Below are 24,325 nucleotides of genomic sequence, written 5' to 3'. Positions count from 1 at the left end.
CCTTATATTACGGTCTGATAGGCATACCAGTATTGCTGTCCAGGCAACGTTCGGTATTGGGTTCCCAATAAGCATTGATATTGGTACTTTTCATACATGCGTCGCGAGCATCAATCGCTTTATCGAACTTATCAAATTCCTTCTCAGCACGTTTATTAACTTTGGTACGAAGATTCTTGGTCTCATCCCATTGCTCTTTACTTTGACGGGCTGCTTCTTTACTTAGCGCAGTATCTCCGTTGCCATTTACTGTGACGCAGGTTCCCCCGGAAGAGCAGGTTGCCGCCAGTGCCGGTGCTTGCCATAACAAAGGAATTGCCAGTGCGATAGCAGGTATAGCTTTTAATATCAAAGAATTACAAAAATTCATCTTTTATCCTCTTGAAAGAGTGGAGCCAAATTCGATGGCGCAATAAGAAATTATCAGATAGATAAATTATAAGATAACATGAAGATGTTCAACAAATTATCAAGAAGAATGTGATTATATATTTCTATGCACGCTAAGCCCGGCAAACGACTGACAAACCGGCATCATTTCCAATGTATTAATGTTGACATGGGCAGGTAAGTTAGCAACCCAAAAAACAGCCTCTGCGACATCTCCGGCTGTTAGTGCCTGAGTTCCATCGTAGGTTTTATTCACTTTGTTATTGTCACCTTTAAAGCGGACTAAAGAAAATTCGGTACCGCCAACTAAACCAGGTTCTATATTAGTGACACGGATATTTTTTCCCTGTAAGTCTGCCCGTAAGCCCAGACTAAACTGTTTGACGAAAGCTTTAGTCGCGCTATAAACATTCCCACCTGAATATGGCCAATTCGCAGCGGTAGAACCGATATTAATAATATGCCCATGATTTCTTTCCACCATTTCAGGCAGTAGGGCACGGGTCATATTCACAACGCCTTTAGCATTGGTATCAATCATTATTTCCCAGTCACTTTGGTTAGCCAGATACGCGGGTTCTAATCCAAGCGCCAAACCTGCGTTATTAACTAAAACATCAATATTACAAAGTGACTCTGGCAATTGTTGAATAACCTGGTTGATAGCAGCCTGATCAGTGATATCAAGTTGAACAGCGTAAAAATCATCACCCAGTTCAATTTTTAATTTTTCTAATCGTGCTTTACGGCGGCCAGCTCCAATAACTTTAGCGCCATTTTGAATGAATTTTCGGGTGATCGCTTCACCAAAACCTGATGTTGCTCCTGTTACAAAGATAATCATGCAAAACCCCTTGTTCACTAATACTGTTTTTATTGCAGTAAATGGGGTTCTGCATTTTTAGTCAAGAGATCATTGAAAATTTTCAGTCATTTTCTTTTTACTCTTCCAGAATAATCTCTGGCAGTGGGAGTTGATCATTAATAATGGCATCTGCAATTCGGATTATATCCTCATCTAATACGCGATCGGTTATCAGAGGAGGGCTGATTTCACGTATTGCATGGTAAAATTTCGCTGTTTCAGGTGCAATTTGACTAATATTGCCACGGAGATAAATTGCCTGACAAACGACCAAAATTGTCATTGATACGATATTGCGTAATTTCTGCTCCATATCTAAAACATCTTGTGCAGCATGTAATCCCAAACTGACAATATCTTGGTTATATTGCTCTGTAGCGAGGGTATGAATACCAGATGCAGCACAATCATGGCGTATTGCAGCAACTAAAGCGGTTTGAGAAAGCTGGACACCTTTAAAACCTTGATACATGCCGGGAGTTGGGCTAAGTGAATTGGGTAACCCACGGGAAAAACGGTTATCCATCATAAGTGCCACAATTGCATGGAGGTGATTGGCAACTAAAGCGATATCCAGTTTCAATGCATCCATTGTCCGGGCGACATATTGTCCCATAAAGTTCCCGCCATGCAAAACATCGCCATTTTCTGGATCTACCAGTGGGTTATCATTCGCAGAGATAACTTCCCGCTCTAATATTTTTCGGGCTGAGGCTAAAGATTCCGGCACTATACCTAATATTTGTGGCGCACAGCGAATTGAATAAACTTCCTGTAAGGTATCATTTAGTTGGGTAATTTCTTGGTGACGACAAACTTTATTTGCCTGTTCTTTAATCCCGGATAATAAATTAATCTGAGTCGAATCGGCCAATAGATTACGTAATGCACTTGCCACTGCTTTTTGGCCAGGATGATTTTTTACTTGCTGAATTCGGGCATCATAATGTTCATGAGATGCAAGTAATGCCTCAACAGCCAAGGCAATGGCAGAGATTGATGCTTTAAATAGTTTTTCCAGTTTGATAACGGCAACCGCGCTGATACCTGACATGACTCGAGTGCCATTAATGAGGGCAAGACCTTCTTTTGCCTGTAATGATAATGGCGTCAATCCTGCATGTTTAATTGCTTCAGCCGCGCTAATTTCTTTTCCCATATAATAAACTTTACCAATGCCACATAATGCGCGTGCAATATAAGATAAGGGAATCAAATCACCGCTTGCACCCACTGAGCCATAGCGAGGAACCAGAGGAACAATATCATGATTAATATGATCGGCTATCGTTTGAGCGACAATTGGCCTGGTTGCAGACCAACCTTTGCAAACGGAAAGTAACATAGTAAATTGTGACGCTTTAATACAAGTTTTGGACATAAAGTCCCCAGTGCCGGCAGAAAGAAAAATCAACAGATTTTTCTGATGCTCTGAGATTTTATCAAATGGCACAACTAAATTAGCATTTCCGCCAAACCCCGTATTAATCCCGTATATAACCTCTCCAGAATTTAATTTTTCCTCTAATTTTTCACGACCACGGCTCAAAAGATCAATGATATCCTTTGATATTTCTACTTTTTTTTGTTTTATAGCAATATTATAGATGTCTTCCAGAGAGATAACGTTATTATTATTAATAATAATAGTTGGCTGAACATCTTTAGCTTTCATTTTAATCTCCATATATAAGAGTGATAATAATAAATTAAAGAAACAAATATCCTTAATGATACAATTTAGTATAGATATAAAATAAAAAAATAGTCACTTGAAAGTAAAATCAAAATAAATTAATCGTAAAAATTAATTTACAAAAATTCATTAATATTATGGATTATAACAATAAAGATATAATATATTTTCAATTTAAGATTATTGCTTTTAGTTTTACCTCATTATAATAAATAGATGATAATGTACAATTTGTTGACATAAAATTAAGTTGATCATTGACAATCAAACAAATAGCAATTATTTGTTTTCCTAAGAATACAAGCTAGAATGTAATTGTATTACCACGCGAAGTAAAATGATTTAAATGTTCATCGAAGAATAAATTGATATCTAGTCGAGGTGATTTTATGTCAAAAATAATCAAGACAGATTCTCTTAGTGAACAATCTTATAAAATAGATAATTTCAATCCATCAACTGAAACAATAAATTTCAGTTACACATCGGGGAGAATTGCATTACCTGTTTATAATAAGTATGACACGCGAAATAAGCCTAAAGTTTTTGGCTATTATACAGATTGGTCGCAATATGACGGCAGATTACAAGGAAATCAAGATCTCGCCAGTCGTGGTAGAGGAATAGATTTACAGCACCTTTTAGATAATCCTTTTGCGTATGATAAATTAGTTATTGGTTTCTGTGGAATATTAGGTGATGAGGGTGAAAAGAAGCAGCAAATTAAAGAACAAGCACCATTATTTTCCCGTACCAATAACGGTGAGGTCACATTTACAGATGCTTGGGGTGATTGCCAGTCTTATCAGAATTGTACTTATTCTGGCTGGCAAGATATCCAAATGCCAAGGGATTTCGAGCAATCTAAAAGTATGGGCGTATTAGGTGGATTGGCTAAGATTCAACAGGCTGCAAAAGCCCAGGGCCATGATCTTATTATGTCGTTCAGTGTCGGTGGTTGGACCATGAGTAATGGTTTTTATAATATGGTCAGAGACAAAACACTGAAATCCTATTTCTGTTCGAGTCTGGTTGATATATTTCGACGTTTCCCTATGTTTACCGAAATTGATATTGACTGGGAATACCCAGGTGTTGCCGGAAATGACGGTAATATTTATGCTCCAGATGATGGCGATTATTATGTTAGTTTAATTAGAGACTTAACTGCTGCTTTTAAAGAAGCGGGGCGCTCGGATGTAAAAATAAGTATAGCCTGTTCCGCAGTGCCAGAAAAAATGGAGAAATCAAAAATACCAGAATTATTAAAGGTTGGACTATATGGTATTAACGTTATGACCTATGATTTCTTTGGTACTCCGTGGGCCGAAAAACTGATGCATCACACGAATCTTCGTGATTATTCTGGAGGTGAAAATAGTGTAGAAAAAGCAGTTGAATATTTACTGAGTATCGGTGTTCCTGCATCTGCAATTAATATTGGTTATGCTGCATACTCACGTAATGCCAGAAATGCGGTTGTTGATAGTTATTCTCCATTATCCGGCAGTTATGATCCGGGTTATATTCCGAAAAAGGAGCCAAAGATTACGACAACCGGCTCATTTGAATCAGGAACAACAGAATGGTACGACACTATATATAATTATCTGGATTTGGAAAATGAAAGGGGGAGAAATAATTTTGATTTTTATACTGATGATATAGCAGAGGCTGATTATCTCTATAATAAGGAGAGCAAGTTGTTCATTTCTATTGATACTCCTCGTTCTGTTAAAGCTAAGGCTCAATATGTATTGGAAAAGAGTCTGGGGGGAATATTTACATGGACTGCGGATCAAGACCGTGGCTTATTAGTCAATGCAGCTAGGGAAGGTCTTGGTTGTGAGTTAATCACGAAAAAGATAGATATGACACCATTCTACTTCAAAGGCTTCAATGTTGATCCGGGTGATCAAGGTAAGGGCGGTGATTACCCGGCATGGGATGCAAACAAGGAATATAAGGCGGGTGATCGAGTCAGTTGGAAAGACCAAAACTGGGAAGCTAAGTGGTGGAATAGGGGCACAGCACCAGATGACGCTGGAACATCTGATGCTTATCCTTGGGTTAAAATTTCATAATTAGTTAAATGAAGCCATCAGTATGATATATGTACTGATGGCTGATTATTTACCTTTATTTCTTCCTTAGTGCTTTCGACCTAAATGCCGTTATTTTAACGGCGGAATGGCAAAATGTTCTACAGCGTTTTGTGTGCTGCGCAGCGAAATCCCAACGATCTCATTAGTATATGTGCGCATCTGTTGTTCATAATTTGAAATTGCCTTGACTAATTCTTCATGCCCGGACGCTACGCGGGTAAGTGTTTGTGTGAGTAAAAGCGCATCTCGCAGCGCTATGTTCGCTCCTGCGCCGGCCATTGGCGTCATAGCATCCCCAAGTAATGTGATAGGGTTGGATCGCCACGGTGGAAGATAGGGCATACTGCGTAAAGGTATCAGAGACACATTTTCCATATCACTCTGTTTAACCAGCGCATGCAGGTTTGGACCCCATGAAATCATGCGGGACCGAACTAGATTGCAGAGAGCTTCAGCAGAAAAATCAGTCACATTATCAGGAAAACTATCTGTTGCTGCTACGTAGGCCCATACTATGAAATTATCGATTTCTGCCAAAGTAGCTTCTACATGGGTATCAACTGGAGCACGCCACATAGAAATAAACAGCCAGTCCGGGCTTTTCGGTATGATACTGTTGGGTGATCCATCCAGGAAATAAGGAGATAACCCTGCTGACCAAGATTACGCCTGTATCGCTTCTCTCTGTAAAAACATAATGAGTTTTCTGCTGACACTGGGTATGCCGCTAACGGAGTGTTCGTTGCTGTATACTCGTATATTGATGAATAAGAAGAGTAATTTTGACGACCGGTTTGCCTCCTGGGCTGAAAAGATCAATGTCAGATCACAGCGATATACCGTCAGCCTTATTATGGAAAACGATAAACTCTACGACATGCTGCAACAGGCTGGCGATGAAACCATTTTCAATGGTTGCCGATATGTCCCTTTTATCAGTAGTAAAGGAGGGGTACGTTCAGCGAGAGCAGAAATAGAGGTTCAGGCCGTTTCCGTTCTTGCAGCCAGAATTATGGCCGACTTTGTAATCAAGGACTCCCTCGATGTTGTGGCATATATGCTTGGACGAGGGCAAATCAACACGCATAACGCATTTTTGGTCAGGGATGAAGAAGGAAAAGAGATTGAAATTCCGGGATTCAGCAATGAAATCCTTACCAACAGTGACAGGCTGACATTGAGTGAGTTCGGCCATTTTATGTCGGCAATAGACTTGGTTGAAACTACATAAGTGATCTGCCAGTCCAGCAACGCCTGACTCGCGGTAACGGTTGACGAGCCGTTGTACCTGACGCTCAGTCAGATTTAACTGACCGGCATGCATCATGCCTCCTGAGTCGTTTTTCACAAATTGCCTGAATGATGTTTAACCCGGTTATTGGTGCTACACCATGTTTCAATGCAGTTTTAAAGTGTCACCTTGACCTGAAAGATAGAAGTGTCTCATAAGCAAACACCTGTATTTGAATGCATCCGTATCCCGTTGTCTCCGTTTTCTCAGTTACAACCATAAATCTAGTCAGAGCTCTGAAACGATGGTGATTACACTTTATCAAAATCACCGACATCACTGCCAAAAACATTCCAGAGAGATTTTGTTGATGTGATCTCAACCGGTGGCGGTTTCGTGACTGGATTAGTATGGAGTTCTGAGGCATCGATCATTGCCTAACCTACTAACCTTTTTTGTCTAGGTGCTTGCGCGTTTCCTAGAAAACATGCACAATCAACCTTGTTACTTTCATCACCCTATAAGGAGTGAATCATGCAAAGCATGACCATTGAGCAGCTACGCGCCGCAAGCGATGCCGGCGGCGTGGAAGGTGTGACCCTGAAAGGGCAGGGCGGAACCTTCCTTGTGCAGATCGCAACCCGTAGCGGTGCCGCCGCTTTGCTGGCGAAGGCCCGCAGCCAGGAGCCGCGCCGTTTCGGCAACCCCATTGCCGCCCTGAACGTGTTGCGCGACGTAGGCATCACCATCGGCCAGTTCGACGCCAGTGAGTGGAACCCGGACGAGAAAGAAGAAACTGCCGGCAATCGTGGCCGGGCCGAGGCAATGCGCAAGGCCCACCAAGCCGCCGCCTACTCGGAGTGGCTGGCCGCCGAGATTCAGGATGCTATCGACGACCCGCGCCCGAATCTTTCACACGATGAGGTTATGGCCGAGATGGACGCCGATATTGCCGCCTTGGCCGCCGAACACAAGCCCGCCAAAAGGAAGCGCGCTTGAGCGCGGCTGGCTGATTTATGGCGAAGGCAAAGACCCCTTACCGCATCGAGTGGCGACCGAAGGCCCGCGAGGATTTGCGCGCCATTGTTCGATACATAGGCAAAGACAACCCGACCAGGGCGCGCAGCTTCGGTCAGGAGCTACGCGACAAGACCTTGCCGCTTGCGCAGCACCCGGAGCTTGGCCACACCGGGCGGCCCGGCCTGCCGGATTATGTGCGCGAGCTGGTCGCGCATCGGAACTACATTATTTTTTATCGCGTGCTGGACGAGGCGCGCACCGTCGAAATTTTGCGAGTGAAACACGCGGCGCAGCAAACGCCGTGACATGGTGACAGCGGATCTCCCTGCAGGAGATGGAGAGCGTAAAAAAGTGTGGGGCATGGATTCGATGAGAGCTGGATATTACAACTTTGCTGTTACAACAATGGTGCGCATAATGTATATTATGTTAAATAGTTAAGGCGTACACTTTAATGCCTTGACCGTTTCATCATAACTGTGAGTTTCGATAAAGTTTGAATTTTCCATTTCTTAATTCTCGTGCTAATCAACCCCTTCGCTCCCACGCCATTACAGCCTGTTCATCACTAGTAGTCAGCGCGGCATGTATTGTTTTGAATGGTAACAGTAAGGATAGACGGGCATCCAATAGCGAAACAGCACCATAGCTGGCATACCATTCGGCAACACGTTCATTCTTGGCATCAATCAACAATGCTACGCCGCCTGCCTGAGCAGCTACCAACAAGCAACGCCGCCCAGCTGCAAGCAATAACTGACCACCGAGTCCTTGACTCTGTACTGAAAGATCTACAGCCAGACGGGCAAGCCGAAATACCGGCACATCATGTCGAGCTAGGCCGCGTTTAATCACCTCTGGTGCCCATTCATAGGCAATGGAGGCGGGACTTAGGCTGTAGTAACCCAATATCTTTTCATTGTGCTCGCTAATAGCAAGGTAGGTTTTTGCCCCACCTTTTTCATGGCTCTGCCGGGCGTGTCGATATAGAAATTGATTCAATGCCCCATCTCCACAATCGAAAGCACCGCGATCATGATGTTTGCCAATGGGTTCTTCGTGCCAGATTGGTTGTTTCATGATTGTTTCGGCATGGCAAATGCTGCGGCCATTAATTTATCATTGGGGGCTGGCGGATTATCTAACAGATCCAGAACATGCAGACTGTCTCTTTCGGTCAGCGCCAGTCGCTCATTCTCGTCGATAATCTTCCGTGCTACTGACATCACATTGCGGAGCACAAACTCAGTCAAGTTGGTGTGCTGCAAAGCAGCTGCACGCATTAACAGCGACTTTTCGTCTGAGGCTATACGTAGCGACATACGGTCATTAGTTTCCACAGGGATTTGAGGCATGGTTAAGCTCTCCTAATTTGTACACACTAAAATTGTACATCAAGGTGTGCCTGTTAGCAAAGTGTACACAATGAAGGCGTACATTAATAATGTCAAATACGAACGTTTTTGAATTGGTGGAGCTTTATTGGAGTTTTTTGGTTGGGGTGCGATTTTTCTCTTGGCCGTTCCTATCTTTTGCTTTTCTTCGAAAAACTGCTTGAGGCAGTTTTGAGCGGTCATCTGTATTTCAGGAAGAGAAATAAATATCTTGGCCCAGCAAAAGCATCTGCTGAACCAAGAACTTTTAATCTAAATCGGTAACTCGTTTCTTTTCAAATCGAAGTGTCAGATTGAGTCTGAGTTAATACATTTCAGGTGATACTAAGTACATTATATTTTTTTAATATCTCTTTAACTCTATCTTTAGGAATAGAATATGAAGTATTACCATTCCTCCCAACCATTTTTTTGGCTGCAATCATAGCATTAATTATTGCTTCTTCTGTTGCATTGATTGTTGCCTCATACAAAGGATCTAGTTTGTCATTTGGCAGTATTTTTATTGTTCTTACATCTTCTCTGGAAAATACATCATTATTTGCGGTTGAAAATGCAATAAATATCTCACCACTGGTATTCCTGGCTACACCACCTACTCTTGCGAGCCCAAGCGATACTCTTTTAGCTATTTTTTCTAATTGATGAGGAGCTAATGGCGCATCTGTGGCCACCACTACTATTATGGAACCGGCATCTTTTATTTTTTTCTTGTCTCCATGATATATCGGCTTGAGATCCTTTATTTCTTTCCCAACTGGAACCCCAGAAATAATTAAGTCATCTCTATCACCAAAGTTGCCTTGAACAAGAACGCCAATAGTATATCCTCCATCTTTTTTATCTAGAATTCTTGATGAAGTACCTGTGCCTCCCTTAAACTTAAAAAGGTTCATTCCAGTTCCCCCGCCGACATTACCTTCTTCTATCGCTCCTGATTTAGCACTATTTAACGCATTATAGACATGTTCTTTCTTTACATGCATACCGTTTATATCATTCAATATTCCATCCCAAGTTTCTGCAACTACAGGTAATAACCAAAATAAATCATCTTTTAGTGGTGATGTTAGATTATTATCAATCATCCAACTAATTGTTGAGTCTCTAACAACACCAACACTGTGAGTGTTGGTTATCAATATTGGTGTTTCCAAAAAACCACTTTCTTTGACCCATTGATTGCCTGTCATATCTCCATTTCCATTTAAAGAGAATGTACTCGAAAATACGGGGCTAAATTTTTTTCCTCTTGGCAATATAGCTGTCACGCCTGTTCTTATTGGACCTTTCCCAACCTCTAGTTTTCCATCGCCTTCTATTATGGTTGAATAGCCAACTTCTACACCACTAACATCTGTAATCGCATTATATTTTCCCGTCACTCCAGAGAAAGGAATGCCTAAATCCCTTGCTCTAATCTCATTGGCTAAAGTATTAGAGGATATCATTGTCGATATAGATAAGATTATAATATTCAATATTTTCACAAATACTCCTTGTTTATCACAAGTAACGATACTTGTATATTTACCAAACTCATGATCGTTAATAAGTACGATCATGAGTTTCTTCCTTAATCCTTAGCTAATGTGATGCAATGTTTCGCCGACAGCGTCAAAGAGACGATCCAAATCTGCCCTTTCCGCGTTGAACATAGGTCCGAATTGCAACGTATCTCCGCTAAAACGTACGTAAAAACCCGCTTTCCAAAGCGCGATACTGGCATCAAAAGGACGTACGGCGGTATCACCGTTACGAGCAGCCAACTCAATTGCTCCCACCAAGCCACAGTTGCGGATGTCAATCACGTTTGGACAGTTTTTGAGGGCATGAAGAGCCGTTTCGAAATGAGGGGCAAGCTCGGCTGAACGCTGGATGAGGTGGTCTTTATCCAGCAGATCTAAAGTTGCTAACCCGGCGGCGCAGGCTACAGGGTGTGCCGAATAGGTATGACCATGACTAAATTCCACAAGGTGTTCTGGCAATGGCTGAGACATAAAGGTCTCATAAATTTCACTGCTTGCCACTACGCCTCCCAGAGGAATAGCGCCATTGGTAATTTGCTTGGCAAAGTTAAGAATATCTGGCGTCACACCAAAATATTCAGCACCGGTCCAGCGCCCCATTCGACCAAAGCCGGTAATAACCTCGTCAAAAATCAACAAAATATTATGCTGATCGCAAATTTCACGCAGACGCTGTAGATACCCTTTAGGCGGAATAATTGCACCGGCGGAACCACACGCCGGTTCGATAATAACCGCCGCGATGTTTGAAGCATCATGCAGTTCGATCAATTTGAGCATCTCATTGGCCAACTCCACACCGCCGGTTTCCGCCATGCCTGGCGTAAACGCCATATCAGTTTGTAGCGTATGGGGTAAGTGATCTACATCCATCAATTGTCCGAACATTTTGCGGTTACTACCTATTCCCCCCAAACTAGTACCAGCAACATTGACGCCATGATAGCCAAGTACACGACCAATCAGTTTGGTTTTTGCAGGCTGGCCTTTCACACGCCAGTAGGCGCGCGCCATTTTGACGGAGGTGTCTGTAGATTCAGAGCCTGAGCTGGTGAAAAAGACGTGATTAAGATCACCAGGTGTCAAATTGGCAATTTTTTCTGCCAGTTGAAACGACAAGGGATGACCGAACTGAAAGCCTGGTGAGTAATCAAGTGTGCTCAATTGAGTAGCGACTGCCTTCTGAATTTCTGTTCGGGTATGACCAGCTCCACAGGTCCAAAGACCAGACAGGCTGTCATAAATCTGGCGCCCTTTATCGTCCTTCAGCCACTGCCCTTCGGCAGCAACGATAAGACGTGGATCGCGGTGGAAATTCCGGTTAGCACTGAATGGCATCCAGTGAGATTTCAGGTTTAACGATTCAGAAAAACGGGTCTCAGACATAGTTAACTTCCTCTCACAAAAGTAAAATTTGAGTTTAGTTCAACCTCCAGTTTTTGCCAACAATAATTGCCCGATTTGTTATGTAGATATATCATGACCTAGCGTGTAATTACCTCGTAAGCTTTATTTTGCGCGCTTCCTAAAGATGAGAGACTTTTTAGATCGTGATAGTACCATTAATGCAAGTCACTGCGCTGCCACCGACAAAAATCTTACCGTCAGAGTGACTAAGCTGTAGACTTCCCTGACGGCCAAGTCTTTTACCCTGTGATGAATGAACAATTTTATCGTTAATCATAGCGATTTTGTGGTAACGCATAAATGCAGCAACACTGCCGTTTCCACTGCCACATACAGGATCTTCATTCACACCACATGAAGGCGCGAAAGAGCGCACTTCAATATCGGCTACTCCTCCTTCCCGATAGGCTCCATAGAGACAAATCCCAGTGATGTTCATTTGAATGTCGTGCTCACGCAGCTTGGTATAATCCGGTTCCGCTGCCAGAACGGCTTCTGCTCCTGTGGCATAGGCGACAATCCAGCGAGCTCCAACGTCAATAAGTGCAGGGGCCAACGTGCGATCTATCTGACAACCGAGAATGCTTTCGAGGTGATCTGTTTGCCTAGCACTGAGCGGTGTGATGGTCGGTTCTGGTAGTTCAAAGGTGATTGTTATATGACCTTCTTGTGTTTCTGTCACGTTCAGTGTAATTAATCCCGCCTCACATTCCTGAATCAGTTGTCCCCTGCTCACCTGAATTAAGCCGGCTTCAAGAAGAGCATATGCGGTACCTATCGTAGGATGACCGGCAAAAGGGAGTTCACTGCCAGGTGTAAAAATCCGTACACGGTAATCTGCTAATGGATTTTCTGCGGGGAGGACAAATGTAGTTTCTGAAAGATTGGTCCAGTTGGCAATATCCTGCATCTGTATCGGTGAGAGTTCCCTAGCATCCATGACAACGGCAACGGGATTTCCCTTGAAAGGCTGGTGAGTGAATACATCAACCTGCTTAAATGGTACGAGGGACATAAAATTTCCTTATATCGTGCCAAAGCGAAAAGTAATTTGTAAGTGTGTCAGGGAGTGATGTTAAGAACTGAAAATATGGCAAAATGTTAGTCTGATGTCAAACAATCCACCATTATTACAGCAATATCGGTCAGGCAATGCTTCTTGTGCTCAAGCATAATGGTCGCCATGGAGGATGCAATGCACGATGATAAAACTAATGGTTATGCAAAAGTGCTGTAGTCCGCCATCATGGTTCCCATGAATCTTTGTCGGAGAGTGCACGATACTTATATTGTGTTTGGTTACCGGAGAGTGGAGAGGATCTGCGAGATTTCCCTCTTTTTTTCCTCATCTTAAAATCCGTTTTTTACTATTATTAATAAGTCACCTTTGATTTTTCCCTCTCGTGACAACAGTTAATTTAAAAAAATCAGATTGATATACATCAGCTTGCAACCACTCTTGCAGGTATCTAATTATTTGGAGAAAGCAATATGTTCTCGCGTCGTGATATCTTGAAGGCATCCGCAGTTAGCGCGGCGGCAGCCAGCGTTATGGGCAGTATGATTAAATCCGCTGTTGCTGATGATCAACGTAATCTTGTCTCACCTGACAATTTATTGTCAGGAAATGCCAAAAACTTATATAAATATAAATTCACAAACAGTAAAAAACGTGTATTGGAATATGGATGGGCACGAGAAGCCACGGTAGAGCAATTCCCGATATCCGAAGGTATTGCTGGTGTTGATATGAAGCTTGAACCTGGTGGTGTACGTGAACTCCATTGGCATGCTATTGCCGCTGAATGGGCATTTATGCTTGAAGGCCATGCACGTATTACTATTATCGATCCGGAGGGCAAGTGTGAAGTGGCGGATTTTGGCCCCGGTGATGTGTGGTATTTTCCTAAAGGGCATGGTCATTCTATTCAAGCACTTGAAGATGGCGCACATTTTGTGCTGACTTTCGATGACGGGCACTTCTCAGAATTTGGAACTTTCAGTATCACTGATTGGGTGACGCATATACCGAGAGAAGTACTTGAAAAGAGCGTTAACATGCCGGCAGAGGTTTTCTCTAAAATCAAACAGGGAGAAGCTTATATCGTCGGTGGCGCTATCCCGCCAAAACTGCCCTTGCCGGTTAACGACGGAGGGCTGAATAATGCACCACTCACCCACAGGTATGAGCTCATGAAGAAAAAACCATTCTTCGAAAATGATGCAGGAAGTATTCATAAGGTGTCATCGCTGGAGTTTCCCATTTCTACAACTATTACCGGTATTATAGAGATCATCAAACCCGGCGCAGTACGCGAGTTACATTGGCATCCTAATGCCAATGAGTGGCAATACTACATTTCAGGCAAAGGACGTATGACGGTATTTGGTTCCCACGGACACGCACAAACCGAGAAATATGAACCGACCGACGTCGGTTATGTGCCGCAAGGATTTGGTCACTATATCGAGAATATTGGGAATGAGGATCTTAAGGTGCTTGTTGTGCTGGATAATGGCATCTACCAAGATATTTCACTATCCGATTGGTTAGCTAAAACGCCATCTTATCTGCTGGCGGATAATTTCAACAATCAGATTGCCGATTGGGCAGACCGTCCCAAGGATAAGTTGGTTATATCGCGCCGCAGGACTTGATATATCCCTCATCGAAGAGACAGGAAGGGCTTTACGCCCCTCCTGTAGTTTCTCCTGCTAGCTTAAGACAATGAAGCTACTGGATGACCCAGGATAGTTCGAACAAGCCATTTTTGGCTGCTCCCACCCTAGCAAAGCCCTTGACCAAGTGATCAACGCTGATCACGACCGAGGAATCTTTCAGCTTGATTTGCAAATGCCGGTGCGTTTCCGCTTGGCTACCGAACACCTTGCGCATCACCAGTGTCGTGCCATTGGTCGAATCGGTCAGCATCAGGTCATCCTCATGGCGGCTGACGAGGATTTTTTCCACATCGGTCACCGGCATGATCAAGCGGTCCAGAGCTTGGCCGGGGTCATCGTTGTCAATGACGATCGTGCGGTAATGCGACCACATCGCCTGGCTGAGGCGGTAGGTATCGTCATCAACGCCGCCATGCAGTACCACGCTGTCAACACCGACAATCAGCGGTGGGATTAGATCGTCCTGGCGATCCCCGTTCTGAAGCAACAGTGATGAACCAATGCGTTCGACACCTGTGTAATGGTTTATCTTCTGCATATCGCCATTCTTGACCCAGTACAGCGTCTGGTCCGTTGGGCTGTACACATACGCCCCCTTCTTCTCGGCAGCAACGCCAACGAAACGTAGGTTGTCCGCGGCAAGGATGCCACTAAGGAAGAACACCTGACCACTGCCGACATCGAACCAGCCTTGTTTGTCATCGCTTTGCAAGGTCAGCACGCCTTTGGCTCGCCACTGACCGGCGACTTCAGCAAGTGCCTGTGGCAGCTGGGTAAGGTTGTCCTGTTGCCAACCTTTGTCGACGGCAACCAACTGCAATTTGCCGCCATTGGTTCGCAGCAGGATCTCGCCCTTGACGGTGGTCAGACGCAGCCCGGCATCGACTTGTTCCGCCGCTTTGAGGTGCAGTTCAGGCATCAGCTCACTGGCAGCGGGAAGTTGCGCCGAGGCGTTAAGTATTTCGTCGGTACCGAACGCGGCAGCCAGCGCATCGGCAGTCATAGGTGGTTGACGATACAATTTGCCGCTAGCGGGTTCGAACAGTCGCGCGCTGGAACCATCCGCTTCAAAACCCAAGAACTGTAAATGTTTGTCTTGCAGGGAAGCCACAACCACCTGACCGTTGTGGTACCACACCGGCAGCACGCTCTTGCCGTCGGCGTCCTTGACCCCGAACACGGCCAGGGTGGTGCTGAAGCCGGTAACATCGGCCAAGTCCTTCCACCAGTGAGTATGTCTCTTGAGCCAATGTTCGTTGACCGCTGCGTAGCTAAGTTGTCCCAGTGCATCAAGCTGGGCAACACACCCATCCTCGGTGATTGCAATCAGATGACCGTTCACATTGATCACGTTAGCCAAGGCCGGCGTGGTGACCCGCAATGCGCTTGGCTGATTGGCGTCGAGTACTGCTTGTCCTGGTCCTTCCTGGCGGAACAGGGCTTTTTGCTCCTTGCTGTAGAAGAAAAATACTTCCTTGTCTCCGGGCTGCGGTATGCTTCCTACCAATACCAAGTCAGCCGGGATCTGCCAGGCGCTGCGGGTCTGCTCATGTTCTTCGAAGTGCCGGGTCTGATCCGTTGGTAGTGCCAGATTCGGCTTAATTAGCGTCCCGTCACTGGTGCGTATCCAGTAGCGGTGCGGCACGTTAGCCGCATCCACGCCGAACACCGTGACCAGCGCCGCACTGGTCGGCTTGATCAGCTGTGCACCCAGCGTATACATCGGGGTCACACGTTGGGTACTATTGCTTTCGTAGCCTTGGAGTATGGCCTTGAGTTCATCACCATGCCGACCGATACGTGCCGAAAGCTGGAGCAGCGCATCATCACCCACCACACTAACCACCTCCATTCGGTCACCGAGGATCCGATAGCTTAGCTCGGACTCTCTCTCCTTTAGCTGATAACGGCGCGCCAGGTAGACCGCATCTCCCTCCTGCCAGAACCGGCTGATATTGCCCGCATTCCGGTTGAACCATGGCTCAAACTGCGCATCGACCTGTCCGGTGGCGATGTCTACTCGCCACGCCACCGCGTTGTCGGCATCGTAGAAATAGGCATGGTCGTCAATCACTGCTCCTAGTTGGGCATGCTTAGCCTGTTCCTGGCTGGTGTCAGTGAACAGCATGCGATCCTTGGCTACATCGTAGAACGCTCTGCCGATATCTCGCCCATCGTGGCGGTAGTTCTCGACCACCACGTACTGTCCGTGTAGCTGATGTGCTTTGGCCAGTTCGCTTAGGTGCTGCTCGATTTGCTGCCGCTTACTCGCATCTACAGCCACCACTTTGGGGGGCTGGTTGGACTGGCTGGTGAAATCGACTTCGCGCACCTCACCCTTGCCGTTGACCACCGATACCAGCCGGTTCTGGGTCGAATCAAGCTTTACCACAACCCCGCCAATCTCCAGCTGGTTCTCCGACACGTTGATGCTGTCGTTGTCTAGCTGGCTGCTATCGATGATCCAGTGCGAAAACTCACTGGCGACATCGTTCGTGAGCTTAACTTTGGCGCCTTCGTTAAGGCCGATCTGATACTTGCCACCTACACCCTTGATCTCGTAATGCAAGTAGTTATGCAGCTCCTTGGGTAGTTCGGGCACCACCAGTTGCCAGTTGTGCTGATCGAGCACCACCTCGATCGGGGTGTCGACGTACTCATGACGAATTCTGCGGATCGTCTCTTCACCCGGAAAGATGTAGAAGTCGTAGTCAAACCGTTTATCTTCCTCAAGCCTGCGGATCACGTCGAAGCCTGCGTCGTGGCGTGTGGTGGCTCCAGGCAACAGCATGTATTCGTAGCTAATGTAGGACTTAGGCGTACCCGGCAAGATCACAACATTGCTGTCGCTGTGCTCAAGAGGCTGGGAGATGTCCTTGTAACCAATGCCGCTGCGCACCTCAATCGCCTGGCTACGGTCGTGAACCATTCGTGGAAAGTCACCGACCCAGAAGAAATAATTGATTTTCCCTGAACCAGTAGAGCCCGAATGGGTGCGATAGATGTACTGGCTGTCGAAGCTGATCTGGTTTTTGCTCAAATCGAGGCTTTTGACCACCGCCCCGGCAAGAGGCACCAGCACCTTGTTCTTATCGTCATAACGATAGCCGTTGTTTTTGTACGCTTTGTCGACCATGTCGAAGTAACGGCCCACCGCTTTGGCATCTTCGGCGACCGCGCCAAAGGCCTGTGCCAGTGCCGTAAAGCCCACGGCGAGACCGCCCAAGATCACCCCCCCGGCACCAAGCACCGCGCTCGCTGTCGAGGCACCGACTAACCCTGCCCCCACCCCGGCTGCGCCGGTGACGAAGCTAGCTGAATCGAACGCCAGTTGGGTACCGAACACCGCCTTCTGCACATCGTTCTCGGCATGGGCCAACTCATAGGCATCCAGACCGACCATGGCTCCGCCAAACAACAAGCCAGCGCCTTCGTTGACGGTATGGCCTAGGTTCAAAGCAAAACCCTTGAGCGAAGTTTCGGCGGCCGCCACTTCGCCGCGCAGCGCCGTGCGTACCAGCGTTGTGACCTTGACCACATCCTGCACGCCACCGTGAGCCATCTGGGCAAAGTTGAGGTAACTGTGGACCTTGAGCGCGGTGGCAAGATCAGGCGAAGCTACTCCGCTTGCCGTATCGTGACGGTTCTTGTCAGCAAACCACTGGATCAGCGTCTGGACTGCAAATCCTGAGTTCAACCCGTCCACCGGAGCGGCCTCGCCAACCCCGCCGCGAGGCCGTATCTGGCCGTGCTCTAGGGTAAAGTGCTCATTCAGCACACTTATGTGCTCATCGACGAAGCGTCGGAATTCAACAAAGGTGTTATCGTCGGTGGTCAACCAGCGGGTCTGCTCAGGTTGATCACGGTTGATGAACTGGACTTGGTAGCGACCTTCTCCCAGGTCTTCGGTTGTGGCGATGATCGGTAGCCAGTGGTTGTCTAGTTGGTGCTCTTGCGCCAGCCGGGTACTGGCGGCTTCAAACCGTGCGCCCCATTGCTCGGCGTCAAAGGTCTTCAGCGCGGCGCCCAGTTGCAAGTCTTCCATGATCCGTTCTTGTGTACTCACCGCCTGCTCGACCTGACGCCGTTGCCCGATGACACTAGCCAGTTCCTCGAACCGGGTCAGATCAGCCACGTTCAAGCCATTGCTCACGGGTACATCAGCCATCTTGCCGGTATCAATCTCAATCAGGTTAAAGGCTGGCGCCGAGTTACTGCCGAATAAGCCGTAGTGTGCGGTCAGATTACTCCCCACCAAGTGCTGTTCCATGGCTTTGGACAGGTTATTAGGGTTGTCGAAGGCAAAGATCCCGACGTTCGGATCATAGAAGTAGTAACGGCGGCCTTCGGTTGTGACAACGCTCCCTACCATCATCGAGTGATTCTGGGTATTGAGTGCGAACATTGAGGTGCGGGTCGTTGCGTCCAGTCGCGACACTATTTTGGACAAATTGAACTGGCCCAGATCCGTGGAAGCTTGTACGGCTTCAACATTGGCGTGCAGCCTGAGCAGGCTGTTCTTGAGCAGCGTGGAGCTGCCCGCTTCCGGGTCGGCGGAGGCGAAGAACAGCTTTTGCACCAGGCTGTCGATGCCAGCCTCCCCGCCACTGGCTAATGCCACGGCCATGGTCCTGACCAAAGGGTAGCAACGGCCCCCGGATTGGTCACCAACCAACGACAGATAAAAGTCCTGTGGCACCAGACGCTCGAAGACACTGCCGGCGTCATGAAAGTTCTCGCTAAACACCGCGGTCTGCTTCAGGACCTTGTCAATGTACTCGGCCTGGCTGGTTTCGGTGATGCGATCTCTCAAGGCATACTGTTGTTTGTGGGTGAATTTTTCATCAAGAAACAGGCGCTTCATCTCCACGGCCGACATTTTGTCATCTACCCCGGGGATCTTAATCTCCCGGAAGTTGTGCAAGCCATCGCCGAACCCGGCGCCCTGTGCTCCACGCTGATAGGCTTCGGAGGCCGCATAACGTTCGCCCACGCTACTGGCGTGCTCCTCGCCCTGAATGGCGGTATCGTCAATTTTTACCACCGCAGTACTGCCGTCTTTGGCCTTGATCTGCTGCCAGAGCCAGGTATTTTCGACAGCGCCCGCTTCACGCAATACCGGATCGTACTGCGTCCTGTAGTAGTCTTGTGTAAGATTGAGTTGCTTGATCTGCTGGTCGATCAAGGCCGTATCGCTTGAGGAGTGTCGTGCTTCCTGGAGCGGGTGGCGTTTGTCCTCCACCTGGTCTATATCGGTTTTGACCTTAGCCTGAACCGCTTCGCGCAACCGGGTCCATGCAGCGATTGCCGGATGCTCGGGAGAAAACGCGCCCTCTGTATAGACACCGTCGGCAACCCCTTCGACCGACACCCCAAACTGCGTCGCCACCTTCTTCAATTGTTGATGAACCTGCTCACGATAAGTGGCGAACTCGGCCTGTTTGCGCTGTACCACCTGACTACCGGCGTTCTGGATTGAGACGGACTCCGCACCATCGCGCAGTTTCAGCCAAATTTGCTGTCCGTCTCGTTGATATTCCTGGCGCTGGAACACCAGTTGCCATTTGTCATTGACGAACTGCATGTACGCCGTAGCAAGGCCCTCGACGGTACCGGATACTTGGTAATCTTTGTAGTCGATCGCCATCACCACGTTGTCGTACAGCAATGAGCTGTTGATCCGGCTGTCGTGGTAAACCCGGTAGGTATCGGCGTCGAGATTGGTTACTACCAGTGAGCTACCCGACAACGTGCCGGTGAAAAGGAAGCTGCCCGGTGCTGTCTTCTTAGGTATGTCCACATAAGCGGGCGACGAATTGGCCTGATTTGGACCGCTGTAGCCGAGGAAATACGCCGGCACACTTGTTGCAGAAGATATGTGATTGGCGTTTTTCTCGGTGTATTCCAACTCATACAGGTTGGGCGCAACTTTCACCAGCTGGGCATGACCCTTTGCCGGTAGATGACCTGACTTGACCAGCACTTCGGCACTGAGGGTATGGGTTTTAGCAAACAGTGCAGGATCGATGGCAAATTGATGGATGTCGGCGCTGCCTTGACGGGACTTAAATCCATCACTGACAGATGCCAGCCCAGCCTTGAGTTTGAGATCCTTAACCGCCTGCCCCAGCAGCGCCGGACTTGGACCAAATCGGGTAAAACGCGGTGGATGGAACTCATCCGCCGCCGGCAAGCCTTGATTGATGATCGGTAAGACTCGTACCATCACGCCATCATACAGTTCACCCTGCAACGCCCTCTTGCTGCCTTCAGCGCGGTACTTGTCGAACATATCCAACATGCTCTTTCCGATATTGCCCTTAGCCTTCGGCTCGTAACGCGCAGCAACGTAGAAGGTTTCAAAGAACGAGTGATAGCCGTTACGGATCATGAAGGCTGCATTGGCCATCTGGAACTGCCAGTACTGCTTGACGCTCAATGTGTCACCAAACAATTTCGGTAAGGTATTGCTGACGGTCTGAGTGGTTCCGGAAATCCCTCCCACAAACGGAATGTCCAGGTCATTCATGTAGCGTGTGGTTTTATTCTTGGGATCCGGGCGGAACTGGTTGTAACTGCGGTACTTATCGTCCTTGATCAAGAACGAACCATCGTGATACGCCTGCTGGTTGGTATTGAGGATCAGATACGGGTCGGGCTGGTTCAGCCGGTTATTGATTATGACCTTGTCGTTACCCAACTTGGCATGAGGATTGATTGGGACTGCGGCCTCGGAAAGACTATCGGCTACCGGTCGTAAGGCATGGAAAAAAACCTGTTTGCGCAGACTCCTGCCCTCATTGCTCAACAGTGCCTCCTTAACCACCGAACGCAGTGGCTCATCGGCGCTCTCAAGGTTTCGGTGACCGGTCAGCAATAGGTTGAGCAGCTTTTTGTCCAGCAAGCGCTCAACTTTTGCTTGATCGAAGACCGGTGTTTTGGGGTTGTTTGGATGCCGCGCTGCATCGGCGCTGGCGACCCGCTGGGTTTCCTCTTCGATGGCCCGAGTGCGCCATTGTTCGTACAGCGGCGCCAGCAGTCCCTTGGCCTGGGCGATGTCACTTTGCACATAGCCGCTTTTCAGGGGCTTGTCCATGAGTTGGTTCCCTGCCAGTCTCGTCGCCATCTCGAACAGCAGCCGGTCATTATCGGCGCTCTGCCAGACCGAAGCGGCAAACGCCTGTTCCCACAGCACCTTATTCAAGTTATTGCCTTTGATATCACGCATGCTGTCACGGGGGTACTCCGGCGCCAACATCCCTGCGGGGGTGATGTGGTTGCGCTCAAGCAAACGTACCAGCTGCTGCTCGAACGTTGTGCGCTCTCTGGTGTCTTTGAACAGGCGACTGACCTTTGTACCGTCGTCACGCAGTTGTTCCAGCTTCTTGAAAAATTCGGCGTTGTATTGATACAGTGCTTCGGTCTGCGCCTTGCTCAAGTGACTGCTGCTGACCTTGTCGCCGTCAACGCTCATCACCCCAAAAGGCGTTGCGGACAGGTAGTCATTGCCCTGAGGCATTTCCAGCAAGTACTGGCGATCGGCAAAACCGACCGAGTGTTCCAGCTCATGGATGTTGACGAAAAGCCCGTCACGGTCTGGGTGATAACTGCTCTGGCGAAATCCCTCCAGTCCGATAGTCTGGAAGCTGGTAATATCAGCATTCTGGTTGATCAGGTCACTCAAGGCGCTTGCCAATGGTACCTCACGGGTGATGGTAGTATTCGGAGCCTGACCGGACACCTGAATCCCAACCTGGTTCGGCACCTTGCGGTCAACGTTGGTCAGCAGCATCTTGCGACCGTTACCCAGTAACTGCGCCTTGAAACCTTCTCGTAAGGTGCTTTCAGAAACCAAGTGGTTGGCGAAGTACTTTTCGACGAATTTGGTTTTGACCAGTACCGAGCGAATTGGTGTATAGGTCGGCGAGCGAAAGGATGGCGGCTCACTCTTAAGCCGGTATTGTTGTTGCCAGGCCAGAGAGCGAGCTGCGGTACCGAAAGAGAAGTTGAGTACCCCGTCTGTCGGCACAACCAGCCTGCCGTTTTCTAGGAAAAAGTCCTTGAAGCGACCATCGGTGCTGGCATTGACCAGAGCGACGTTCATGCGGATGTAGCCGGGGCGCTCTTCCATCATCAGCAGTGAAATATTTACTGGCAGATCATCGGAGGCCTGAGGAACTTTGCTCAGCGCACCGAGAGCTGCGGCCTCTTCCGCAGTGGATGCCTTGAGCAAGGCGTTGTAGCGGGTATTGACCTCCTTGTAGGCCTGTAGCTCGGAAAACAGCGTCACGTATTCTTGACTAAACGTGGAGTCGGCCACTTGTGTGATCAGTTGCTGTTCCAGATGTTTGATCTTGGTATCCAGCTTGGTCTGCTTGCCCGCTGCGTCCTCCCGCAGGATCGTCGCATTCAGGGTCTTGGAATCTCCGGAATTGAGCATGGCCAAAGCCTTGTTCCAAGTGCTGTCAAAGTGCGTTATGGCCGTCTGCTGGCGGCGGTATAACCGGATGTCGCGATCCAGTTGCTGTTTGTAGGCGTTGATCTCCGGCGTGCTGGGTACATTGTTCATCTGCTGCCGTCTTTGCTGCAACGTCTGCAACTGGTCGCCGACAGAAACGGGGTTGTCCTGCATCTGAAAATGCTGGGCAGCCAGCACACTCAGGGTGCTCTGCTGCATTTCCTGTAGCCGCTCGTCTACTTGCCTGATGTAGTCGGCACGCTCATCAGCGCTCATGTTGAACCATTCGGTCTGACGACCCGCTGCCTTGATCTGTCGATCGATCAAGGTATTTAGCAGGTGCGTGAAGTCTTTGGATATAAAAGCCATTGTAGTGATCCTTTGTCTGTTTTTAAGCGAAGCCCTTCGCGCCGCGAAAGGATGTCTATCGATACGGGTTTGACATCCTCTCCGGCTTAAAGATCATACCCGTAGGTACGAACGTATTCGGCATGTGTATTGTTACCAGAAGAAAGAGGAAACCGGCTGATTTGCTCTGTAGTTGTGGTCATAAACTATCTCCTTATTTTTCATTTATATCGTAGAACCATGAATAATAACGGCGAATTATAGTCACCTTTACAAATATTTACATATTAATTATTAATAGATTGAATTATTTATTGATATGATTATTTTCATGTAAACATACCTTTCAGTTATATTGTTGCGTTTTTTATAAGACGTTGAATAAATAATGACGAATTTTAGAAAGGTTATTTATTGGCGAATTGTTATAGTTGATTTTTTTATATTTAATATAAAGATTGGGCACGCAGATAACCTTAAAGGAGGATTTTTAGCCGCCACACCAGGTAAAAATAGCTTCAATTATTTACCTCTCTTACGTTCAAGAAACAACTTATCTGTTTCATTTGCCAAGATCCCACCGACTAAAGTTATCGGGTTGTAAAATGATGATGCTCTTTCTGCAATCTCATGTGCAGAAATATCAATCTGACGGATCCCTGAATTACGAATAACACTGATAGATGTTGCCCATATTACTTCACGAATTCCTATCCAGACTAAGGCGCTCATGCACATCGAACAAGGTTCTCCCGTGGTATAAAGTGCAATATTCTCCCATCCTTGGTTGCCATATTGAGTGATATAATGATTTATTGCCTGAATTTCCCCATGCAAGATAGGATTACTTCTGCCTGCATTCACGCCACGACTTAATATTTCCCCATTGTTTCTGCTGACTATTACAGCGCCAAAAGGATACCGTGGGTTCTTTATGGCCTCTTTTATTGCCTCCCGCATATATTTTTCATGTTCGGTAATTTCCTGTTTAGATAACATGTTATTAATGACCTGTGTTTTTTTCTCTCCTGCTTGTGTGATAAAAGACATACTGATACTCATAATACCAGGCATTGCCAATAATTTCCTTCTGGTTTTATTCATGATTAATCCTTTCTTGGTTTTAATTGTAATTACGATGGAGTGGTAAATAAAAATTACAACTTTAATAATATCTACCATTAACAACATCATTTAAAA

17 protein-coding genes and 1 pseudogene are annotated in these 24,325 nt (G+C 47.1%); 6 read left to right on the top strand and 12 right to left on the bottom strand.

The genetic code is table 11. The features are described 5' to 3' along the window. Window positions 1–7: 7 nt before the first annotated feature. From ABR397_RS00375 to stlA, 3 genes are all read right to left on the bottom strand, one after another. Window positions 8–370: a DUF1283 family protein gene (locus ABR397_RS00375; RefSeq protein ID WP_350303972.1), complete on the bottom strand. Its 363-nt coding sequence runs from the start codon at window positions 368–370 to the stop codon at window positions 8–10. 114 nt (window positions 371–484) lie between these two features. Continuing rightward, window positions 485–1,234: a bifunctional NADP-dependent 3-hydroxy acid dehydrogenase/3-hydroxypropionate dehydrogenase YdfG gene (gene ydfG, locus ABR397_RS00370; protein ID WP_350303971.1), complete on the bottom strand. Its 750-nt coding sequence runs from the start codon at window positions 1,232–1,234 to the stop codon at window positions 485–487. A gap of 97 nt (window positions 1,235–1,331) precedes the next feature. Next, complete coding sequence (gene stlA / locus ABR397_RS00365; protein ID WP_350303970.1) at window positions 1,332–2,930, bottom strand: phenylalanine ammonia-lyase StlA; 1,599 nt, start codon at window positions 2,928–2,930, stop codon at window positions 1,332–1,334. Between the two features lie 410 nt (window positions 2,931–3,340). Here stlA and ABR397_RS00360 point away from each other — a divergent pair, with 410 nt between their 5' ends. After that, a complete protein-coding gene (locus tag ABR397_RS00360) occupies window positions 3,341–5,035 on the top strand; it encodes a glycosyl hydrolase family 18 protein (protein ID WP_350303969.1) in 1,695 nt (564 codons plus the stop codon). A gap of 90 nt (window positions 5,036–5,125) precedes the next feature. Here ABR397_RS00360 and ABR397_RS00355 read toward each other — a convergent pair whose 3' ends face one another. Continuing rightward, the gene (locus ABR397_RS00355; protein WP_350303968.1) at window positions 5,126–5,632 is read right to left on the bottom strand and encodes an FAD-dependent oxidoreductase; all 507 of its coding nucleotides are present in this window, start codon (window positions 5,630–5,632) and stop codon (window positions 5,126–5,128) included. Between the two features lie 121 nt (window positions 5,633–5,753). Here ABR397_RS00355 and ABR397_RS00350 point away from each other — a divergent pair, with 121 nt between their 5' ends. Further along, on the top strand, window positions 5,754–6,287 hold the full coding sequence (locus ABR397_RS00350; RefSeq protein ID WP_350304067.1) for a hypothetical protein: 534 nt from the start codon (window positions 5,754–5,756) through the stop codon (window positions 6,285–6,287). Between the two features lie 311 nt (window positions 6,288–6,598). Here ABR397_RS00350 and ABR397_RS00340 read toward each other — a convergent pair whose 3' ends face one another. Continuing rightward, window positions 6,599–6,721, bottom strand: a complete 123-nt coding sequence (locus ABR397_RS00340) for a hypothetical protein (protein WP_350303967.1) — start codon at window positions 6,719–6,721, stop codon at window positions 6,599–6,601. Between the two features lie 100 nt (window positions 6,722–6,821). Between ABR397_RS00340 and ABR397_RS00335 the strand changes: the two genes are divergently transcribed. Both ABR397_RS00335 and ABR397_RS00330 read left to right on the top strand, forming a co-directional pair. Continuing rightward, window positions 6,822–7,286 (top strand): antitoxin PaaA2 family protein, encoded by a 465-nt coding sequence (locus tag ABR397_RS00335; protein ID WP_350303966.1) that lies wholly within the window; start codon window positions 6,822–6,824, stop codon window positions 7,284–7,286. A gap of 17 nt (window positions 7,287–7,303) precedes the next feature. Next, the gene (locus ABR397_RS00330) at window positions 7,304–7,612 is read left to right on the top strand and encodes a type II toxin-antitoxin system RelE/ParE family toxin (RefSeq protein ID WP_350303965.1); all 309 of its coding nucleotides are present in this window, start codon (window positions 7,304–7,306) and stop codon (window positions 7,610–7,612) included. A 223-nt stretch (window positions 7,613–7,835) separates the two neighbouring features. Here ABR397_RS00330 and ABR397_RS00325 read toward each other — a convergent pair whose 3' ends face one another. The 5 genes from ABR397_RS00325 to ABR397_RS00305 all read right to left on the bottom strand — a co-directional run bounded on the left by ABR397_RS00325 (window position 7,836) and on the right by ABR397_RS00305 (window position 12,652). Further along, a complete protein-coding gene (locus ABR397_RS00325; RefSeq protein ID WP_350303964.1) occupies window positions 7,836–8,387 on the bottom strand; it encodes a GNAT family N-acetyltransferase in 552 nt (183 codons plus the stop codon). Next, window positions 8,384–8,662: a type II toxin-antitoxin system TacA family antitoxin gene (locus ABR397_RS00320; protein WP_350303963.1), complete on the bottom strand. Its 279-nt coding sequence runs from the start codon at window positions 8,660–8,662 to the stop codon at window positions 8,384–8,386. Before ABR397_RS00320 ends, ABR397_RS00325 begins: the two co-directional genes overlap by 4 nt. Window positions 8,663–9,015: 353 nt before the next feature. Next, window positions 9,016–10,266, bottom strand: a complete 1,251-nt coding sequence (locus ABR397_RS00315; protein WP_350303962.1) for a DmpA family aminopeptidase — start codon at window positions 10,264–10,266, stop codon at window positions 9,016–9,018. An 18-nt stretch (window positions 10,267–10,284) separates the two neighbouring features. Further along, window positions 10,285–11,616 (bottom strand): aspartate aminotransferase family protein, encoded by a 1,332-nt coding sequence (locus tag ABR397_RS00310; protein ID WP_350303961.1) that lies wholly within the window; start codon window positions 11,614–11,616, stop codon window positions 10,285–10,287. Window positions 11,617–11,773: 157 nt separating this feature from the next. Next, window positions 11,774–12,652, bottom strand: coding sequence for a PhzF family phenazine biosynthesis protein (locus ABR397_RS00305; protein WP_350303960.1), 879 nt, complete (start codon window positions 12,650–12,652; stop codon window positions 11,774–11,776). A 218-nt stretch (window positions 12,653–12,870) separates the two neighbouring features. On the opposite strand from ABR397_RS00305, the pseudogene ABR397_RS00300 reads away from it, so the two are divergent. Both ABR397_RS00300 and ABR397_RS00295 read left to right on the top strand, forming a co-directional pair. After that, window positions 12,871–13,014 (top strand): annotated as a pseudogene (locus tag ABR397_RS00300) (GyrI-like domain-containing protein); the annotation flags it as partial. 114 nt (window positions 13,015–13,128) lie between these two features. After that, window positions 13,129–14,295: a cupin domain-containing protein gene (locus ABR397_RS00295; RefSeq protein WP_350303959.1), complete on the top strand. Its 1,167-nt coding sequence runs from the start codon at window positions 13,129–13,131 to the stop codon at window positions 14,293–14,295. Window positions 14,296–14,371: 76 nt separating this feature from the next. Here the strand turns inward: ABR397_RS00295 and mcf are convergent, their stop codons facing one another. Then, window positions 14,372–23,146: an insecticidal toxin MCF gene (mcf, locus tag ABR397_RS00290; protein WP_350303958.1), complete on the bottom strand. Its 8,775-nt coding sequence runs from the start codon at window positions 23,144–23,146 to the stop codon at window positions 14,372–14,374. 501 nt (window positions 23,147–23,647) lie between these two features. Continuing rightward, window positions 23,648–24,307, bottom strand: a complete 660-nt coding sequence (locus ABR397_RS00285; protein ID WP_350303957.1) for a nucleoside deaminase — start codon at window positions 24,305–24,307, stop codon at window positions 23,648–23,650. Between the last annotated feature and the right edge of the window lie 18 nt (window positions 24,308–24,325).

This window comes from Photorhabdus viridis, assembly GCF_040256935.1.
GTDB lineage: Bacteria > Pseudomonadota > Gammaproteobacteria > Enterobacterales > Enterobacteriaceae > Photorhabdus > Photorhabdus viridis.
The sequence above is the reverse complement of the archived record's forward strand: the minus strand, read 5'-3'. Positions and strand labels throughout refer to the sequence as shown.

Bases quoted from the DNA above. Each gene is read 5' to 3' on its own strand.
- ydfG (WP_350303971.1), bottom strand. From the start codon at position 1,234: ATGATTATCTTTGTAACAGGAGCAACATCAGGTTTTGGTGAAGCGATC.
- ABR397_RS00355 (WP_350303968.1), bottom strand. From the start codon at position 5,632: ATGTGGCGTGCTCCAGTTGATACCCATGTAGAAGCTACTTTGGCAGAA.
- ABR397_RS00325 (WP_350303964.1), bottom strand. From the start codon at position 8,387: ATGAAACAACCAATCTGGCACGAAGAACCCATTGGCAAACATCATGAT.
- ABR397_RS00360 (WP_350303969.1), top strand. From the start codon at position 3,341: ATGTCAAAAATAATCAAGACAGATTCTCTTAGTGAACAATCTTATAAA.
- ABR397_RS00340 (WP_350303967.1), bottom strand. From the start codon at position 6,721: ATGATCGATGCCTCAGAACTCCATACTAATCCAGTCACGAAACCGCCA.
- ABR397_RS00295 (WP_350303959.1), top strand. From the start codon at position 13,129: ATGTTCTCGCGTCGTGATATCTTGAAGGCATCCGCAGTTAGCGCGGCG.
- ABR397_RS00315 (WP_350303962.1), bottom strand. From the start codon at position 10,266: ATGATCGTACTTATTAACGATCATGAGTTTGGTAAATATACAAGTATC.
- ABR397_RS00285 (WP_350303957.1), bottom strand. From the start codon at position 24,307: ATGGTAGATATTATTAAAGTTGTAATTTTTATTTACCACTCCATCGTA.
- stlA (WP_350303970.1), bottom strand. From the start codon at position 2,930: ATGAAAGCTAAAGATGTTCAGCCAACTATTATTATTAATAATAATAAC.
- mcf (WP_350303958.1), bottom strand. From the start codon at position 23,146: ATGGCTTTTATATCCAAAGACTTCACGCACCTGCTAAATACCTTGATC.
- ABR397_RS00305 (WP_350303960.1), bottom strand. From the start codon at position 12,652: ATGTCCCTCGTACCATTTAAGCAGGTTGATGTATTCACTCACCAGCCT.
- ABR397_RS00320 (WP_350303963.1), bottom strand. From the start codon at position 8,662: ATGCCTCAAATCCCTGTGGAAACTAATGACCGTATGTCGCTACGTATA.
- ABR397_RS00330 (WP_350303965.1), top strand. From the start codon at position 7,304: ATGGCGAAGGCAAAGACCCCTTACCGCATCGAGTGGCGACCGAAGGCC.
- ABR397_RS00350 (WP_350304067.1), top strand. From the start codon at position 5,754: ATGAGTTTTCTGCTGACACTGGGTATGCCGCTAACGGAGTGTTCGTTG.
- ABR397_RS00335 (WP_350303966.1), top strand. From the start codon at position 6,822: ATGCAAAGCATGACCATTGAGCAGCTACGCGCCGCAAGCGATGCCGGC.
- ABR397_RS00375 (WP_350303972.1), bottom strand. From the start codon at position 370: ATGAATTTTTGTAATTCTTTGATATTAAAAGCTATACCTGCTATCGCA.
- ABR397_RS00310 (WP_350303961.1), bottom strand. From the start codon at position 11,616: ATGTCTGAGACCCGTTTTTCTGAATCGTTAAACCTGAAATCTCACTGG.